Annotated in this window: 14 protein-coding genes and 1 pseudogene; 8 read left to right on the top strand and 7 right to left on the bottom strand. The window is 72.4% G+C overall.

Annotation, left to right across the window (positions count from 1 at the left end):
* Entirely contained in the window at positions 1-1218 is a 1218-nt protein-coding gene (locus ACFWIA_RS04345) for a bifunctional adenosylcobinamide kinase/adenosylcobinamide-phosphate guanylyltransferase (protein WP_387000244.1), read from the bottom strand.
* Positions 1219-1308: 90 nt separating this feature from the next.
* Between ACFWIA_RS04345 and ACFWIA_RS04340 the strand changes: the two are divergent.
* A pseudogene (locus ACFWIA_RS04340) lies at positions 1309-1518 on the top strand (hypothetical protein); the annotation flags it as partial.
* 111 nt (positions 1519-1629) lie between these two features.
* Here the strand turns inward: ACFWIA_RS04340 and ACFWIA_RS04335 are convergent.
* From ACFWIA_RS04335 to ACFWIA_RS04325, 3 genes are all read right to left on the bottom strand, one after another.
* Positions 1630-2715, bottom strand: a complete 1086-nt coding sequence (locus ACFWIA_RS04335; protein WP_387000242.1) for a S1C family serine protease — start codon at positions 2713-2715, stop codon at positions 1630-1632.
* 148 nt (positions 2716-2863) lie between these two features.
* Complete coding sequence (locus ACFWIA_RS04330; RefSeq protein ID WP_387000475.1) at positions 2864-3571, bottom strand: class I SAM-dependent methyltransferase; 708 nt, start codon at positions 3569-3571, stop codon at positions 2864-2866.
* A 71-nt stretch (positions 3572-3642) separates the two neighbouring features.
* Positions 3643-4269, bottom strand: coding sequence for a DUF3043 domain-containing protein (locus ACFWIA_RS04325; protein ID WP_387000240.1), 627 nt, complete (start codon positions 4267-4269; stop codon positions 3643-3645).
* Positions 4270-4547: 278 nt separating this feature from the next.
* Here ACFWIA_RS04325 and ACFWIA_RS04320 point away from each other — a divergent pair, with 278 nt between their 5' ends.
* From ACFWIA_RS04320 to ACFWIA_RS04300, 5 genes are all read left to right on the top strand, one after another.
* Entirely contained in the window at positions 4548-5339 is a 792-nt protein-coding gene (locus ACFWIA_RS04320) for a PspA/IM30 family protein (RefSeq protein WP_387000238.1), read from the top strand.
* 32 nt (positions 5340-5371) lie between these two features.
* Positions 5372-5650: a hypothetical protein gene (locus ACFWIA_RS04315; RefSeq protein ID WP_385485751.1), complete on the top strand. Its 279-nt coding sequence runs from the start codon at positions 5372-5374 to the stop codon at positions 5648-5650.
* A gap of 74 nt (positions 5651-5724) precedes the next feature.
* Positions 5725-7083 carry a sensor histidine kinase gene (locus ACFWIA_RS04310; RefSeq protein WP_387000236.1) on the top strand — a complete coding sequence of 453 codons (1359 nt, stop codon included), beginning with the start codon at positions 5725-5727 and terminating at the stop codon, positions 7081-7083.
* Positions 7080-7757, top strand: a complete 678-nt coding sequence (locus ACFWIA_RS04305; RefSeq protein WP_387000235.1) for a response regulator — start codon at positions 7080-7082, stop codon at positions 7755-7757. Before ACFWIA_RS04310 ends, ACFWIA_RS04305 begins: the two co-directional genes overlap by 4 nt.
* Positions 7758-7935: 178 nt before the next feature.
* Positions 7936-11052, top strand: coding sequence for an efflux RND transporter permease subunit (locus ACFWIA_RS04300; protein ID WP_387000233.1), 3117 nt, complete (start codon positions 7936-7938; stop codon positions 11050-11052).
* A gap of 534 nt (positions 11053-11586) precedes the next feature.
* On the opposite strand, the gene nadA is transcribed toward ACFWIA_RS04300, so the two are convergent.
* On the bottom strand, positions 11587-12765 hold the full coding sequence (nadA, locus tag ACFWIA_RS04295; protein WP_387000231.1) for a quinolinate synthase NadA: 1179 nt from the start codon (positions 12763-12765) through the stop codon (positions 11587-11589).
* 371 nt (positions 12766-13136) lie between these two features.
* Between nadA and ACFWIA_RS04290 the strand changes: the two genes are divergently transcribed.
* On the top strand, positions 13137-13499 hold the full coding sequence (locus ACFWIA_RS04290; protein ID WP_385485743.1) for a HesB/IscA family protein: 363 nt from the start codon (positions 13137-13139) through the stop codon (positions 13497-13499).
* A 105-nt stretch (positions 13500-13604) separates the two neighbouring features.
* On the opposite strand, the gene ACFWIA_RS04285 is transcribed toward ACFWIA_RS04290, so the two are convergent.
* Together ACFWIA_RS04285 and ACFWIA_RS04280 are read right to left on the bottom strand one after the other, a co-directional pair.
* Positions 13605-15167, bottom strand: a complete 1563-nt coding sequence (locus ACFWIA_RS04285; RefSeq protein WP_387000230.1) for a hypothetical protein — start codon at positions 15165-15167, stop codon at positions 13605-13607.
* A gap of 142 nt (positions 15168-15309) precedes the next feature.
* Entirely contained in the window at positions 15310-15507 is a 198-nt protein-coding gene (locus ACFWIA_RS04280; protein ID WP_387000228.1) for a hypothetical protein, read from the bottom strand.
* 179 nt (positions 15508-15686) lie between these two features.
* Here ACFWIA_RS04280 and ACFWIA_RS04275 point away from each other — a divergent pair, with 179 nt between their 5' ends.
* Positions 15687-16667 carry a carbohydrate kinase family protein gene (locus tag ACFWIA_RS04275; RefSeq protein ID WP_387000226.1) on the top strand — a complete coding sequence of 327 codons (981 nt, stop codon included), beginning with the start codon at positions 15687-15689 and terminating at the stop codon, positions 16665-16667.
* The last annotated feature ends 322 nt before the right edge of the window (positions 16668-16989 follow it).

Here is a 16989-nt window from a genome sequence, read left to right as displayed (position 1 = left end):
TCAGCCGCGCAGCACCAGCGCCTGCCCCGCCACCACCAGCACCACCTGTTCGCACTCCGTCGCGAACGCCGCGTTCAGCCTCCCCAACTCGTCCCGGTACCGCCGGCCGGACGCCGTCGCGGGGACGATCCCGGAACCGACCTCGTTGGACACGGCCACCACCGGGCGGCGCGTGGCCCGCACCGCACCGGTCAACTCCCGCACCCGCCGCCGCAACTCCCGCTCCCCGCCGTCCGCCCACTGGGCGTCGTCCCACGCGTCCACCGCGTCCATGGCGTCCGTCAGCCACAGCGACAGACAGTCGATCAACAGCGGTGGCCCCGGTTCCGCCAGCAGCGGCACCAGGTCACAGGTCTCCACCGTCCGCCACGACCCGGGCCGCCGCTCCCGGTGCGCGCCCACCCGGGCCGCCCACTCGTCGTCGGCGGGCGCCCCGTGGTAGTTGCCGCCCGTGGCCACGTACACCACGCCGGGGAAGCCCTCCAACCGCCGCTCGGCCTCCACCGACTTGCCCGACCTGGCCCCGCCCAGCACCAGCGTCCGGCGCGGTACGTCCGGGACCTCCTCGTAGGCGCCCACGGTCAGCGTCGTCCCGTCCGGCACCGCCCGCGCCCCCGCCGCCGCCAGCCTGCGCGTCAACTCGTGCCCCTGCGGCACGTCGTGGTCGAGGTGGACCGCCACCACGTCCGTGGTCGGGCCCACCGCCCCCGAGGCCCGCAGCCGGGCCAGCGCGTCCGGGCGGCCCACCACGTCGGCGAGCACCAGGTCGTACCGGCCGTCCGGCCCGGCCGGGTCGGTGAGCCCGGCGGGCGCGGCGCCCGGCGGCAGGTACAGCAGCCGTTGTCCGTCCGGGCCGGTCACCGCGTACCCGGTGCCGGGGGAGTCCATCGGGACCGCCCGCACCCGGTGCCCGGTCAGCAGCGCCAGCTCACGTCCGTCCGGCACCCGACCCGGCTGCGGCAGCCCCGCCGGCACCTCGACCGCCGGACCGTCGTGCGGATGCGACAGCAGCACCTGCCGCACGCCCGTCAGCGACCGTCCGGCCCGTGCCGCGGCGAACGCGGCGCCCGGCGTCAGGTCGAGCAGCAGCGTCCCGTCGACGAGCGCCGCCGCGGGCCCGCGCGCGGCCTCCCCGACGGCGAGGGCGCAGACCGCGCAGGGGCAGCCGGGGCGGGGCAGGCCGTCCAGCCCGCCGGTACCGAGCAGAGTGAGTTCCACGAGAAGATCCTCCCGCGACCCCGGGCCGGACGCCCGCCCGGCTAGGCTTCCGGCTGCACGCACAACCGTGATCTAGCTCGGGAGGCTGGCATGACGACGTGGACGTGGCGGTTCGAGAAGGCCGACGGTACGGAGGTCTCCCCGGCGGTGGAACCCGAGGAGTTCACCACTCAGGGGGACGCCGAGACCTGGATCGGGGAGTACTGGAAGGAACTCCTCGCCGGCGGCGCGGACCAGGTGTTCCTGTCCGAGGACGGAACGCGGATCTACGGGCCGATGAGCCTGCACGCCGAGACCGCCGGGACCGCCGAGGCCACCGGGACCGGCACCATCGGCGGCCCGGAGACCGCCGAGGCACCCGCGGAGTCCTGAACCCCGTCCGCCCCGGTCGCGCACCGGGCCGGGGCGGCATCAGATCTCGCCGAGCGTGACCTCCACGGTGGACTCCGTCCCGTCCCGCAGGTACGTCACCTTCACCCGGTCGCCCGGCGCGTCCTCCGCGAGGACCTCCGACAGGGACGTGATCGTCGTGACCGACTGGTCACCCACCCGGGTGATGACGTCGCCGGGGCGGATGCCCGCGTCGTCCGCGCCGCCGCCGTTCGTCACCGACACCACCGCGACCCCGGCGGGCCGCTGCTGCTCGTCCACGACCGTCCGCCCGGTGATGCCGAGCGCGGCCCGGCCCGAGTCGGTGACCTTGCCGTCCTTGATGATCTGATCCGCCACGGTGGTCACCATCGAGGCGGGGATCGCGAAGCCGATGCCCGGCGCCGCACCGTTCCCGAAGTTCGGATCGGTCGCGGCCAGGGTGGGGATGCCGATCACCTTGCTGTCCAGGTCCACCAGGGCGCCCCCGCTGTTGCCCGGGTTGATCGAGGCCGAGGTCTGGATCATGTTCGCGATGGTCGCGCCGGTGCCGCCGTTGTCCTCGCTCTCGCTGACGGTCCGTCCGGTCGCCGACACGATGCCCTCGGTCACGCTGGAGGACAGCCCCAGCGGGGAGCCCATCGCCAGGACGATCTGGCCCACCCGCACCTTGCCGCTGTCCCCGAAGGCGGCCGGACGCAGCCCCTTCGGCACGCTGTCGAGCCGCACCACCGCGAGGTCCTGCTCCGGATAGCTGAACACCAGCTCCGCGGTCAGCGGCTGCTCGCTGCCCGCCGTCGTCACCCGGAAGGACCGCTCGTTGCCGATGACGTGCGCATTGGTGACGATGTGACCCCGGTCGTCGTACACCACCCCGGAGCCGAGGTCATCGCGCCCGCGGATCTGCACGACGGACGGCAGGACGTCGGCGATGGTCTCCTCGTAGTCGCCCTGGAGGTCCTCCGCGGACCGTTGGGCCGGCGCGGCGCGTTCGGTGACGGGGGTGGCCGCCGCGGTCCTCGCGGACCCGGGCCCGCCGGAGCACCCGGCGAGCAGCGCCCCGACGCACAGGCACCCGAGCGCGATCGCCGCCCGGGCCCCGGGCCCCGTCCTGCGGGATGAGTTCATGTCCGAAAGTCTGTGGCCGCGCACGGCGTCGAACCCTGAATTACCCACCCAAACGGGTCACCCCGGGAAACCGCGGGTCACCCATCGGGTGAACGTGACGGGGGATGCGCGTGGTGGGGGCGACGTGCGCGCCGGGTGGGCCGTCCGGTCAGCCCCGCGCCCCGCACAGGTGCAACAGCGAGGCGACGCCCCGGTAGGGGTCGGTCCGCCCGGCCCGGTCCTCGGCGTCCAGCAGGAGCCCCAGATCGCCCTTCCCCGGCAGGGCGGTCGCCTCGGGCACGGTGTCCGTGAAGACCCGCACCCCGTACCAGGCGCGCAGCGGCGCCCCGATCCCGGCGAGGGTCGCGGTCACCGCGGCCAGCCGGTCCGCCCGGACCTCCACCCCGCCCCGGTCCTCGCACACGACGGAGTCGAACGCGTCGAGCGCACCGGCCCAGTCCCCGGAGAGTCCCGGCCGCATCGCCATCGCGTCGGCGTTGCGCACCAGCAGCGACATCAGCCCGCCACCGGCCAGCATCCGGGCCAGCCCGGCGACCACCGGGTCGGTCTCCGCCACGTACATCAGCAGCCCGTGGCACAACACCACGTCGAAGCTGCCCGGCAGGAAGTGGACCCCGGTGTCCCGGCCGTCGCCCTCGAAGAAGCGCACCCGGTCGCGGACGCCCTCCGGCTCGGCGGCCAGCGCCGCACGCGCGACCGCCAACCGCCCGAGGTCCCGTTCGAGTCCGGTCACCTCGTGCCCGGCCCGCGCGAGCCGCAACGCCTGCGTACCGCGCCCCGCGCCCACGTCGAGGACCCGCAGGCGCTTGCCGACCCGGAAGCGGGCGGTTATCTGCTCGTCCAACTGGCGGGCCACGAGTTCCCGCCGCACCACGTCCCGCAGCCCGTAGGGGTCCGTCGGTCCGTCCCCCGCAGGTGCGGCCGGTGTCAGGGCCGCTCCCCGCGCTTGACCTGCGGCTTCGGCAGCCGGAGGCGGCGCATCTGGAGCGTCCGCATCAGGCCGTAGGCGACGGCGCCGCGCTTGGGCTCGTCCGGGAAGCGGGTGCGCAGCTCCTTCTTCAGCCGGATGAACAGCAGCGAGGAGTCGAGCAGGATCAGCGCGATCACGAACAGCCACAACAGCAGCGCGACGTTCTGCAGCTGCGGCACCCGCACCATGCTCAGGACCAGGATGACCACGGCCATGGGCAGGAAGAACTCCGCGATGTGGAAACGGGAGTCCACGTAATTCCGGACGAAGCGCCGTACGGGGCCCTTGTCGCGCACGGGCAGGTACCGCTCGTCCCCGCTCGCCAACGCCTGTCGCTGCCGCTCCAGCGCGGCACGCCGCTCGTCGCGGTTGCGCTTGGCGGCGTCCTTGCGCGTCATGGGCGTATTCGCCACGCTGCGGCGCTGCGACTGGGCCTCGCTGCGCTTGGGCGTGGCACGCCCCTTCGGCGCCTGCGGGTCGCGGGCCTGCTTGGTGGTGGTCACCGGCGCCTGCTCGGCGGCGGTCTTGTCTGTCTTGGCACGGCTACGGAACACAAAACCCAAGGGTACGGGGTGGGGGCGCATGGACCCCAGCCAGGCGGGGAACGATCCGGCAACACCGGTCGTCCCTAGAGGGACAGAGGAGACATCCAGACCGCTACCCGGAGTTCCACCACGGACCGTCACCGGCCCGGACCCCCGGGTAACACCTACTCCTTACGCTGGATCGAAGTCGCACGCACTCGTCCTTGGGGATGAGCGCATCCGACTCCGAACAGTGCGGTAATAGAGGCGGGCCCCTTACTGTGGGACCTGTTGGAGAGTTCGAGCCGGAGTCCGTCAGAAGGGGGCGCGCGAAGCCCATGAGCGGTGTCATGAAGCGTATGGGGATGATCTTCCGCGCGAAGGCGAACAAGGCCCTTGACCGGGCCGAGGACCCGCGCGAGACCCTCGACTACTCGTACCAGAAGCAGCTGGAGCTGCTCCAGAAGGTCCGCCGCGGGGTCGCCGACGTGGCGACCTCCCGCAAGCGCCTGGAGCTCCAGCTCAACCAGCTCCAGAACCAGTCCGGCAAGCTGGAGGACCAGGGCCGCAAGGCGCTGGCGCTCGGCCGCGAGGACCTCGCCCGTGAGGCGCTGTCCCGCAGGGCCGCGCTCCAGCAGCAGGTCAGCGATCTGGAGACGCAGCACCAGACCCTCCAGGGCGAGGAGGAGAAGCTGACCCTCGCGGCGCAGCGGCTCCAGGCCAAGGTCGACGCCTTCCGCACCAAGAAGGAGACCATCAAGGCCACCTACACCGCCGCCCAGGCCCAGACCCGGATCGGCGAGGCGTTCACCGGCATCTCCGAGGAGATGGGCGACGTCGGCCTCGCGATCCAGCGCGCCGAGGACAAGACCGCGCAGCTCCAGGCACGAGCCGGCGCGATCGACGAACTGCTCGCCTCGGGCGCCCTCGACGACCCCACGGGCATGGCGAAGGACGACATCGCCGCGGAGCTGGACCGCATCTCCGGCGGCACCGACGTGGAGTTGGAACTCCAGCGCATGAAGGCCGAGCTGGCCGGGGGCTCCACCTCGCAGCAGGCCATCGAGGGCGGTCAGCAAGCCCCCGGGAACCAGCAGCAGCGGGACACCCCGCGCTTCGACAAGCAGTAGGCCCGGGCCGCACACACGCCTAGGAGGGCGTCATGATCGTACGGATCATGGGGGAGGGCCAGGTACGGCTCGCGGACAGCCACGTCGCCGAGCTGAACACCTTGGACGACGAACTGCTCGCCGAGCTGGAGAGCGGGGACACTCCCGGATTCCGGCGGACCCTCTCCGCCCTCCTCGACCGGGTGCGGGAGCTGGGGAGCCCCCTGCCCGACGACTCCCTGGAGCCGTCGGAGCTGATCCTCCCGTCCCCGGACGCCAGCCTCGACCAGATCAGGGCCCTGCTGACGGACGAGGGCCTGATCCCCAACTGATCCCCGCCCGCCCGTCCCCCCGCTGGCGTCTGGCGCCGCCCGCGCCGCACCCCGACCCGGCTAACGTTCCCGAGGTGACCCCCTTGGACCGGGCCAGGAACAGCTGGGGCTGGCTGCGCGCCCACCCCACCGTCGCCGACGGCGCCCTCGCTCTGGGCGTCTTCACCGTCATGCTCTGCGTCGCGATGATGAACCCCTACGGGCCGGCGGCGCAGCACGGCCCCATGGTGTGGAGCACCCGCACCCCGGGTGCCCTCAGCCTGGTCCTGATGCCCCTGGCCGCCGCGACCCTGGCGTTCCGCCGCCGCGCCCCCCTGCCCGTCCTGTGGGCCACGGGCCTCCTCTCCTTCGTGGAACTGCTGTTCAGCGAACCCCGGGCACCGGTCGCGATGGCAGCCGTCTGCGCGCTCTACACGGTCGCCGCGCGCACCGACCGCCCCACGGCCTGGCGGGTCGGCCTGCTGACGATGACCGCCCTGACCGGCGCGGCGATGCTCGCCGGCCCGATGCCCTGGTACACCCAGGAGAACCTCGGCATATTCGCCTGGACCGGCATGGCCGCAGCCGCCGGCGACGCGGTCCGCAGCCGCCGGGCCTTCGTCGACGCCATCCGCGAACGCGCCGAACGCGCCGAACGCACCCGCGAGGAGGAGGCACGGCGCCGGGTCGCGGAGGAGCGCCTGCGCATCGCCCGCGACCTGCACGACGTGGTCGCCCACCACATCGCCCTGGTCAACGTCCAGGCGGGCGTCGCGGCACACCTGATGGACCGACGCCCCGACCAGGCCAAGGAGGCGCTGGCCCACGTGCGCGAGGCGAGCCGGTCGGCCCTCGGCGAGCTGCGCGCCACGGTCGGGCTGCTCCGGCAGAGCGGCGATCCGGAGGCCCCCGTCGAACCCACCTCCGGCCTCGACCGGCTCGAAGAACTCGCCGACACCTTCCGGCACGCCGGACTGCGCGTCGAGGTGGCTCGCGGCGACCAGGGCAGCCGCCCGCCCGCTGCGGTCGACCTGGCCGCGTACCGGATCATCCAGGAGGCACTGACCAATGTCCGCAAGCACGCCGGGGGCCGCGCCCGCGCCGAGGTGAGCGTCGTACGGGTGGGCCCCCACATCGAGGTCACCGTGCTGGACGACGGCTCCCGGGCCGCCCGCGCCGAGGCCGCCGCCGACCCCGCCGCCCCGCCCGACCCGGCCCTGCCGTCCCAGGCCGGCCCGGACCGGTCGGACCAGCGGACACGTCCCGACCCGTCGGGCCACCAGGACCAGCCGGGCGGCGGCCACGGCCTGCTGGGCATGCGGGAACGCGCCACCGCGCTGGGTGGCGTCCTCACGGCCGGTCCCCGGTACGGGGGCGGGTTCCGGGTCCATGCGATCCTGCCGGTCAAGACCCGCACCGGGCACGGTGCGGGGGAGACGGAGGAACCGCCGTGACCATCCGGGTGCTGCTCGCCGACGACCAAGCCCTGCTGCGCAGCGCCTTCCGGGTCCTCGTCGAGTCCGAACCCGACATGCAAGTGGTCGGCGAGGCATCCGACGGCGCCGAAGCCGTCCGGATCGCCGCCGAGACGGTGCCCGACGTGGTCCTGATGGACATCCGGATGCCCGGCACCGACGGGCTCAGCGCCACCCGGCTGATCTGCCAGGACCCCGCCCTGTCCACGGTGCGGGTGGTGATGCTGACGACGTTCGAGGTCGACGAGTACGTCGTGCAGTCGCTGCGCGCCGGTGCCTCCGGCTTCCTGGGCAAGGGCTCCGAGCCGGAGGAACTGCTCGGCGCGATCCGGCTCGCCGCAGTGGGCGAGGCCCTGCTGTCCCCCGCCGCGACCAAGGGCCTGATCGCCCGGTTCCTCGCCCAGGGCGACGACTTCGACCCCGCCGGCCGCGCCGACTCCGAGCGGCTCGACGCGCTCACCGGCCGGGAACGGGAAGTCCTCGTGCAGGTCGCCGGCGGCCTCTCCAACGACGACATCGCCGAACGCCTCCAGGTCTCCCCGCTCACCGTGAAGACCCACGTCAACCGGGCGATGGCCAAGCTCGGCGCCCGGGACCGCGCCCAACTCGTCGTCATCGCCTACGAGTCGGGACTCGTGCGCCCACGCGGCTAGAGCGCTCCGCACTACCCCTCAAGGTGTAGATCGCCTACTACACCCGCAGTATGCGCGGCATAAAGGAAAGCGACCTGGGAGCGAGGGATCGGCCTTCCGCGATGGCACAGGGTAGGGGAGGGGGGCTGAGAAGACGCGCCTCCCTCCGTGCCCAGCCACAGAAGAGAGACCGTCACCCATGTCCTGGCTGTCGAAGTTCAGCCTCGCTCAACGGGCCCTGATCGGGCTGATGTCGATCATCGCGATCGTCTTCGGCGCCATAGCGATTCCGCAACTCAAGCAGCAGCTCCTGCCCTCCATCGAACTGCCGATGGTGTCCGTGCTCGCCCCGTACCAGGGCGCCTCGCCCGACGTGGTCGAGAAGCAGGTCGTCGAGCCGCTGGAAGACAGCATCGAAACGGTCGACGGCATCACCGGCGTCACGGCCACCGCCAGCGAGGGCAACGCCGTCCTCATGGCGCAGTTCGACTACGGCGACGGCTCGAAGCAGATCATCGCCGACGTCCAGCAGGCCGTGAACCGGGTCCGCTCCCAGCTGCCGGCCGAGGTCGACCCCCAGGTCATCGCCGGGTCCACCGACGACATGCCGACCGTCGTCCTCGCCGCCTCCTCCGACAAGGACCAGCAGGCGCTCAAGGACCAGCTCGAACGCACCGTCGTGCCCAAGCTCAAGGAGATCGACGGCGTCGGTCAGGTCACCATCGACGGTGTCCGCGACCTCCAGGTCACCGTCACCCCCGACGACAAGAAGATGGCGCGGGCCGGGGTGAGCGCCCCGGTCCTCGGCCAGGCCATCCAGGCCGGCGGCGCCACCGTCCCCGCGGGCTCCTTCGAGGAGGACGGAAACAACCGCACGGTCCAGGTCGGCGGCGGCTTCACCTCCGTCCAGCAGATCCAGGACCTGATGGTCACCGGCGAGGGCGTCAAGAAGCCCGTGCGGCTCGCCGACATCGCCACCGTGAAGCAGGAGCCGGCGAAGGCCGACTCCCTCACCCGCACCAACGGCGAACGCAGCCTCGCGATCGTGGTCACCATGGACCAGGACGGCAGCTCGGTCGCGATCTCCGAGGCCGTCGAGGACGCCCTGGCGGACCTGCGCGCCGACCTGGGCGCCGGTGCCTCGCTCGCCGTCGTCACCGACCAGGGACCCGCGGTCTCCAAGGCGATCGACGGCCTCACCACCGAGGGCGCCCTCGGCTTGCTCTTCGCCGTCATCGTCATCCTGGTCTTCCTCGCCTCGATCCGCTCGACGCTGGTCACCGCGGTCTCCATCCCGCTGTCCATCGTCCTCGCGCTGATCGTGCTGTGGAGCCGGGACCTCTCGCTCAACATGCTGACCCTGGGCGCCCTGACCATCGCCATCGGCCGGGTGGTCGACGACTCGATCGTCGTCCTGGAGAACATCAAGCGGCACCTCGGCTACGGCGAGGAGCGCAAGGAGGCCATCCTCACCGCGGTCAAGGAGGTCGCGGGCGCGGTCACCTCCTCGACGCTCACCACCGTCGCCGTGTTCCTGCCCATCGGCCTCGTCGGCGGCATGGTCGGCGCGCTGTTCGGCTCCTTCAGCCTCACCGTGACGGCCGCGCTGCTCGCCTCGCTGCTGGTGTCGCTGACCGTCGTCCCGGTGCTCTCGTACTGGTTCCTGCGGCCCCCGAAGTCCGTGCGCGGGGTCGACGCGGAGGAGGCCCGCCGCCAGGCCGAGGAGAAGGAGGCCCGCAACCGCCTCCAGCGCACGTACGTGCCCGTGCTGCGGTTCGCCACCCGACGCCGTCTGGTCAGCCTCGGCATAGCCGTCGTCGTCCTGCTCGCCACCTTCGGCATGGCGCCGCTGCTCAAGACCAACTTCTTCGACCCGGGCGAGCAGGAAGTGCTCACCATCCGCCAGGAGTTGAAGCCCGGCACCGGGCTGGCCGCTTCCGACGCGGCGGCCCGCAAGGTCGAGAAGATGCTCGACGGGGTCGAGGGCATCGAGAACTACCAGGTCACCGTCGGTTCCTCCGGCTTCATGGCGGCGTTCGGCGGCAGCACCGACACCAACCAGGCGACCTACCAGGTCACCCTGGAGGACGACGCGTCCTACGAGGACACCCAGGACCGCATCGAGGCCGGCCTCGGGAAGCTCTCCGGCATCGGCGAGACCACCCTCTCCGTCGGCGACGGCTTCGGCGCCCAGGACCTCAGCGTGGTCGTCAAGGCCGCCGACCCCGCGGTGCTGCGTAAGGCGTCCGACGAGGTCCGCGACGAGATCGCGAAGCTCGACGACGTCACCGACGTCCAGAGCAACCTCTCGCAGTCCGTCCCGCGGATCTCCGTCAAGGCCAAGGACAAGGCCGCTCGGGCGGGGCTCACCGACGCCACTCTCGGCGCGGCCGTCGCCCAGGCGGTGCGCGGCACCACCACCGGCAAGGCGGTCCTGGACGACGCCGAGCGCGACATCGTGATCCGCTCTGCGCAGTCCGCCGCCACCCTGGAGGAACTGAAGGACCTGCCCATCGGTCAGGCCCGGCTCGGTGACCTCGCCGTGGTCGAACTCGTCGACGGTCCCGTCTCGATGACCCGCATCGACGGCCAGCGCTCGGCCACCGTCACGGCCCGGCCGACCGGTGAGAACACCGGGGCGGTCAGCTCGGAACTCCAGACGAAGATCAACGCGCTGAAGTTGCCCGAGGGGGCCACCGCGTCCATCGGCGGGGTGTCCGAGGATCAGGAGGACGCGTTCGCCTCCCTCGGCCTCGCGATGCTCGCGGCCATCGCCATCGTGTTCATGCTGCTGGTGGCGGCCTTCAAGTCGCTCGTCCAGCCGCTGATCCTGCTGGTGTCCATCCCGTTCGCGGCGACCGGCGCGCTCGGCCTGCTCATCGTGACCGGTACGCCGCTGGGCGTTCCCGCGATGATCGGCATGCTGATGCTCATCGGCATCGTGGTCACCAACGCGATCGTCCTCATCGACCTCATCAACCAGTACCGCGCTCAGGGGTACGGGGTGGTGGAGGCGGTCGTCGAGGGCGGCCGGCACCGGTTGCGTCCGATCCTCATGACCGCGCTGGCCACGATCTTCGCGTTGCTGCCGATGGCCCTCGGGGTCACCGGTGAGGGCGGGTTCATCGCGAAGCCGCTCGCGGTGGTGGTGATCGGCGGGCTGATCAGCTCGACGCTGTTGACGCTGTTGCTCGTGCCGACGCTGTACGCGATGGTCGAGCTCCGCAAGGAACGCAGGCGCGCGAAGCGCGAGGCGAAGAGGTCTGGGGCGGCTTCGCCCCAGCAGTCCGACTCCCCCGAGCCGGCCCGCACGTAATCCCTCCGGGTGGGCCCCCCGACCCCTGTACGGGTCGGGGGGCCCACCCGTTTCCGCAAGCTGCGCGGTGCTCACCCGCGCAGTTCCCCGCGCCCCTCGGGTACGTCCACCCGGCGGTGCGCTGGTCGTCTTGCGCCGTTCCCCGCGCCCCTTTGAGGTACGTCCACCTGCGCGTGCGCTGTCCAGCGGGGTGCGCTGTGCTCACCCGCGCCGTTCCCCGCGCCCCTATCGGGGCGCCCTATGGGCCGGGGTGCCCTGCGGGCCGGGGTGCTCTGCAGGCCGGGGCGTGCCGCACGGGACGGCGCACCCCGAGCCGGGCGCACCCGATCAGGGGCGCGAGGAACGGCGCGGACGACCGCAGCGCACCCCGCAGGGCAGCGCACCCCGAGCGAGGCGCCCCTGATCAGGGGCGCGGGGAACTGCGCGAAGCACCAGCGCACCCGCACGGGAGCAGCGCACCCCAGCGTGGACGCACCCGAAGGGGGCGCGGGGAACGGCGCGGACAACCACAGCGCACCCCACCGCAAAAGACCCCTACGGGAGAGCAAGCATGCGCTCGAGCGCAAGCTTGGCGAACCGCTCGGTCTCCGGATCGACACTGATCCGATTGACCACCTTGCCGTCGGCCAACGACTCCAGCGTCCACACCAGGTGCGGCAGGTCGATCCGGTTCATGGTCGAGCAGAAGCACACCGTCTTGTCGAGGAAGACGATCTCCTTGCCCTCGGGGGCGAAACGGTTCGCCAACCGCCGCACCAGATTCAGCTCCGTGCCGATCGCCCAACTGGACCCGGCGGGCGCGGCCTCCAGCGCCTTGATGATGTACTCGGTCGACCCCACGTAGTCCGCCGCCGCGACGACCTCGTTCCGGCACTCGGGGTGGACGAGCACGTTGACCCCGGGGATGCGGGCCCGCACGTCCTCCACGGACTCCAGCGAGAAGCGCCCGTGCACCGAGCAGTGCCCCCGCCACAGGATCATCTTCGCGGCCCGCAGCTGCTCGGGGGTCACCCCGCCGCCCGGCTTGTGCGGGTTGTAGACGACGCAGTCCTCCAGGGACATGCCCATGTCCCGCACCGCGGTGTTGCGCCCGAGGTGCTGGTCGGGCAGGAACAGCACCTGCTCGCCCTGGGCGAACGCCCAGTCGAGCGCCTTCCGGGCGTTGGACGAGGTGCAGATCGTCCCTCCGTGCCGTCCGGTGAACGCCTTGATGTCCGCGGACGAGTTCATGTACGAGACGGGCACGACCCGCTCGGCTATGCCGGCCTCGGTCAGCACGTCCCAGCACTCGGCGACCTGCTCGGCGGTGGCCATGTCGGCCATGGAGCACCCGGCGGCGAGGTCCGGCAGGACGACCTTCTGGGCGTCCGAGGTCAGGATGTCGGCCGACTCGGCCATGAAGTGCACACCACAGAAGACGATGTACTCGGCCTCGGGGCGCGCCGCGGCATCGCGCGCCAGCTTGAACGAGTCGCCCGTGACGTCCGCGAACTGGATGACCTCGTCGCGCTGGTAGTGGTGCCCCAGGACGAAGACCTTGTTGCCGAGCTTCTCCTTGGCCGCCCGGGCCCGTTCCACGAGGTGGGGGTCGGAGGGCGAGGGCAGGTCACCGGGACACTCCACGCCGCGCTCGCTGCGCGGGTCGGCCTCCCGGCCGAGCAGCAGCAGGGCCAACGGGGTCGGTTGGACGTCCAGGGGCTGGGCGGTGGTCACGATCACGCACCCTTTCTCTGCGGGGTCTGACCCCGGCGGCTCACAGGCGGCCTCCGGACCGGGGGTGGCCCGGCCCGGAGGCCCCTTTTCGTCGTTCTGACGTTATCTATCATAACTGCTTCACGTCAGTTTGACGATGGCCATCATGTCGATGTGACGCATTCCCCCCGGGGTCACCGGCGCGCCCCGGACCAGGCGTGTTCCCGGGCGTGGGACCCCCGGGAACGAACGTGGTCGCCCCCGCGCCCCGTGTGCGAGCATGGGAAGCGCAAGACAAGACGCCGAACACGCACGCGGGCCCGGAATGAATCCGCCGCACCGCCGGTTGTTACGTCGGCAAGCAGTCTCCGTACAACCCGGGAGAGATGTAGATGTCCGTATCGGACGAGACCACGACCGCCACCGACACCGACGGCATCATCCTGTCCGACGCCGCCGCGTCCAAGGTCAAGGCTCTGCTCGACCAGGAAGGCCGCGAGGACCTGGCCCTGCGGGTCGCCGTACAGCCCGGCGGCTGCTCGGGCCTGCGCTACCAGCTCTTCTTCGACGAGCGCTCCCTCGACGGGGACGTCGTGAAGGACTTCGACGGCGTCAAGGTCGTCACCGACCGCATGAGCGCCCCCTACCTGGGCGGCGCCTCCATCGACTTCGTCGACACCATCGAGAAGCAGGGCTTCACGATCGACAACCCGAACGCCACGGGCTCCTGCGCCTGCGGCGACTCCTTCAGCTGACGCGGCCCGACCGGTCGGCCGTCCCCGCGACGGACCGCAGCGTCCCCGCACCGCATCAGGCGGTACCCCGTGACGGGGTACCGCCTGACGTGCGTTCCGCGCCGGCTACCGCGCGCCGCCGCGATCCGTGCCCGGCCACCCCCGCGGAGCGCGGTCCGGCACCGGCGCGCCCTTCGCGTCCACGACCTCCCGGTCCCCGAGCAGCCCGTCGAGGCGCACGGTCCGCTCCTCGTGCACCGCGACCGCCGCGCACGCCCGTCCCGGCTCGGTGGTCTGCGTGACCCGTACGGTCACCTCGTCCTGCTGCTCCCGCGCGCTCGCCGCATAGGTGGGGCAGAGCCCGCCGACGAAGTGCAGCACCAGCTCGTCGACGGTGCCGCCCTCGACCTTCCTGACCGAGTACCACGCGATGTCGACGTCCGAGGTCTCGGTGCCCTCGCTCTCCTCGGGCCGCGGCGAGGGCGAGCCGCCCGGCGCGGTCAGGTGCGCGGGGGAGACCGCCGGCTGGGTCACCGTGTACGGGGTGCCGGAGCCGTCCGGGGTCACCTCGAACAGCCAGGACGGGACCAGGACCGAACGGCCCCCGGAGAGCTGGGCGGCCAGCCCGAACTCGGCCCCCGTGATCCACAGCGGGTCCTTCTCCGGCGCGGCCTCCGCCGACCCCTCACCGCAGGGCCCGGAGATCCGGTCCTCGTGCGGGACGGCGGTCGCGCAGCCGCCGATGCCCACCGTCCCGTCGCCCGCCCCGTTCAACAGTGCGAGCGCCTTCGCCGCACTGATCGTCGGATAGGTGTCCCCCTCGACCAGCTCGGCCAACCGGCCGCTCCCCCCGGTGACCTCGCCACCGGGGCCGATGTGCAGCCCGGTCGACCAGCCGAAGGTGGGCGAACCGGCCACCACCGGTGCCGCGTTCACCACCCGGGCCGACCCCAGGACCTGGCGTGCGTCGACCTTCGCGGAGTCCTGTCCGAGGGCCTTGAGCACCGGCGCGGCGGCGGCCTTCGCGGCGGCCTCGCCGATCGGCGCGGTGCCCCGGGACCCGCCGGGGACGCGGGCCGGCCGGCGCTCCTCGTCGGGGGTGCAGCGGGTCACCGAGGCGCAGGAGTCCGAACCCCCCGCGTGACGCGTGAACGTCCAGGTCCCCACCTCGTCCCGGGCGACCTGGAGCGACGGGCTGCCGTCGGCCGCGCCGACCCGCCAGGTGCTGCCGTTCAGCACCGGTTCGCCCGGGACGCCCAACGCCTCGGCCAGTTCCCTGACCGCGGATCGCGCCACCGGTGAGCCCGGTCGGTACACGGCCGCGCGGACCGGGCCCTTCGGCAGCTTCCCCCGTGCCTCGTAGCGCGGGCCGCCGGGGTCGGGCTCCCCGGGTGCGATTCCCGGGCCGTCGCCGCCGGCCCCCTGCTGACCGTCGAGGGCCAGCGGCGGGGGAGTGTCACCGCCCTTGCCCGGGGACGCGGCTCCGTCCGCCGGTCCGTTGCCCGAGGCGGCCATGGCCAGATACGTTCCACCGCCCCCGACCAGCACCACCGCCGCGACGGCGGCGACCGTCACGGGGGAGCGGCGCAGACCCCGCCACCGGGCTCCGCCGCGGGGCCGCGGCTCGCCCGCGGCGTCCGCACCCTCGACGCCACCGGGACCGTCCGGGTCGACCGGGTTGCTGCTCACCGCATCGCTCCTTCGCCTGCGCCGCGGTCGCCTCGTGCTCCCGCGGCGGGTCGTAGAACTGGTCCGCCGGAGCGGCGGACAGCGATGGGACGCGGTGGGCGGGTGCACGGTTCCGCCGCGCACCGGAGCTCACCCGAACGGCTCACCCCCCGTACGTCGACCGCTCGAACATCGGGTCCAACAGACGGGCGGAGGAGGCGGGGACGACGACCCCGTGGAGCGGGGCGGGCCGGGGTGCGGCGGTGCGCCGCGGGTCCGGGGTCCAGTGCGGGACCATCCGGGCGCAGTCCCCCCGCAGTGCGGCCAGGCCGCCGTCGAGGTCGTACGGGAGGTTCGTCATAGGGCAACGGTAGGCGTCAGGGAGCATGCGAAAAAAGCCCTACTATCGGGTAGTTTCGCGCTTTCGCCAGGTTCGGACCGTTGCGGTGAACGGGTAGCGTGAAGTGTTCACTCTCCGGGTCCCGGTCGACCGCCGAGGGCCCGTCCAGCCGCCCCGATTTCCCCCAGGAGCGCCTCGCCGTGCGTATCGCAGTCACCGGCTCCATCGCCACCGACCATCTGATGACCTTCCCCGGACGGTTCGCCGAGCAACTCGTTGCTGATCAACTGCACACGGTCTCCCTTTCCTTCCTCGTGGACACCCTCGACGTGCGCCGCGGCGGGGTCGGCGCCAACATCGCCTTCGGCATGGGACAGCTGGGGGCGAACCCGATCCTGGTCGGGGCCGCCGGCGCCGACTTCGACGAGTACCGCGCCTGGCTCGACCGGCACGGCGTGGACACCGAATCCGTCCGCATCTCCGAGGTCCTGCACACGGCCCGGTTCGTCGTCACCACCGACGCCGACCACAACCAGATCGGCTCCTTCTACACGGGTGCCATGAGCGAGGCCCGGCTCATCGAGCTGAAGGCGGTCGCGGACCGGGTCGGCGGGCTCGACCTCGTCCTGATCGGCGCCGACGACCCGGAAGGCATGCTCCGCCACACCGAGGAGTGCCGCAGCCGGGGCATCCCCTTCGCCGCGGACTTCTCCCAGCAGATCGCCCGGATGAACGGCGACGAGATCCGGATACTGCTGGACGGCGCGGCGTTCCTCTTCTCCAACGAGTACGAGAAGGGCCTCATCGAGGCCAAGACCGGGTGGAGCGACGAGGAGATCCTCGGCCGCGTCGGGCACCGGGTCACCACTCTCGGCGCACGGGGCGTACGGATCGAGCGGGTCGGACACGACCCCATCGAGGTCGGGGTCCCCGCGGAGGACGCGAAGGTCGACCCCACCGGTGTCGGTGACGCGTTCCGTGCAGGGTTCCTGTCCGGTCTCGCGTGGGGCGTCGGCCTGGAGCGGGCCGCTCAGGTCGGCTGCATGGTCGCGACGCTGGTCATCGAGACCCTCGGTACCCAGGAGTACCAGCTCCGCCGGGTCCACTTCATGGACCGCTTCACCAAGGCGTACGGCGACGAGGCCGCGCAAGAGGTCCAGTCCCACCTGACCTGCCCCTGACGCGTTTCGGCAGTTCCCCGCGCCCCTGAGGTACGGCCACCTGCGCGTGCGCTGCCCTGCTGGGTGCGCTGCGGTCACCCGCGCAGTTCCCCGCGCCCCCTTGGTGCGTCCACCTGGCGGTGCGCTGTCCTGCTTGGGCGCGCGGTGCGATTCGCGCAGTTCCCCGCGCCCCTATCGGGGCCCGCCTGCCACTTTGCCGGGGCCCGGCTGCGGCGAGGAGCGCCCGAGATCCAGGGGCGCGGGGAACTGCGCAACAGCGGGACGCACCCCCACGGGACAGCGCACCGCCAGATGAACGCACTCGATCAGGGGCGCGGGGAAC

It is taken from the genome of Streptomyces sp. NPDC127068, from assembly GCF_042724695.1.
Taxonomy (GTDB): domain Bacteria; phylum Actinomycetota; class Actinomycetes; order Streptomycetales; family Streptomycetaceae; genus Streptomyces.
This window is presented reverse-complemented; position numbering and strand designations above follow the sequence as displayed.

What these genes read in the sequence shown, in the direction of transcription:
- ACFWIA_RS04335 (WP_387000242.1), bottom strand. Translation starts at nt 2,715, where the DNA reads ATGAACTCATCCCGCAGGACGGGGCCCGGGGCCCGGGCGGCGATCGCG.
- ACFWIA_RS04325 (WP_387000240.1), bottom strand. Translation starts at nt 4,269, where the DNA reads ATGCGCCCCCACCCCGTACCCTTGGGTTTTGTGTTCCGTAGCCGTGCC.
- ACFWIA_RS04320 (WP_387000238.1), top strand. Translation starts at nt 4,548, where the DNA reads ATGAGCGGTGTCATGAAGCGTATGGGGATGATCTTCCGCGCGAAGGCG.
- ACFWIA_RS04315 (WP_385485751.1), top strand. Translation starts at nt 5,372, where the DNA reads ATGATCGTACGGATCATGGGGGAGGGCCAGGTACGGCTCGCGGACAGC.
- ACFWIA_RS04300 (WP_387000233.1), top strand. Translation starts at nt 7,936, where the DNA reads ATGTCCTGGCTGTCGAAGTTCAGCCTCGCTCAACGGGCCCTGATCGGG.
- ACFWIA_RS04290 (WP_385485743.1), top strand. Translation starts at nt 13,137, where the DNA reads ATGTCCGTATCGGACGAGACCACGACCGCCACCGACACCGACGGCATC.
- ACFWIA_RS04280 (WP_387000228.1), bottom strand. Translation starts at nt 15,507, where the DNA reads ATGACGAACCTCCCGTACGACCTCGACGGCGGCCTGGCCGCACTGCGG.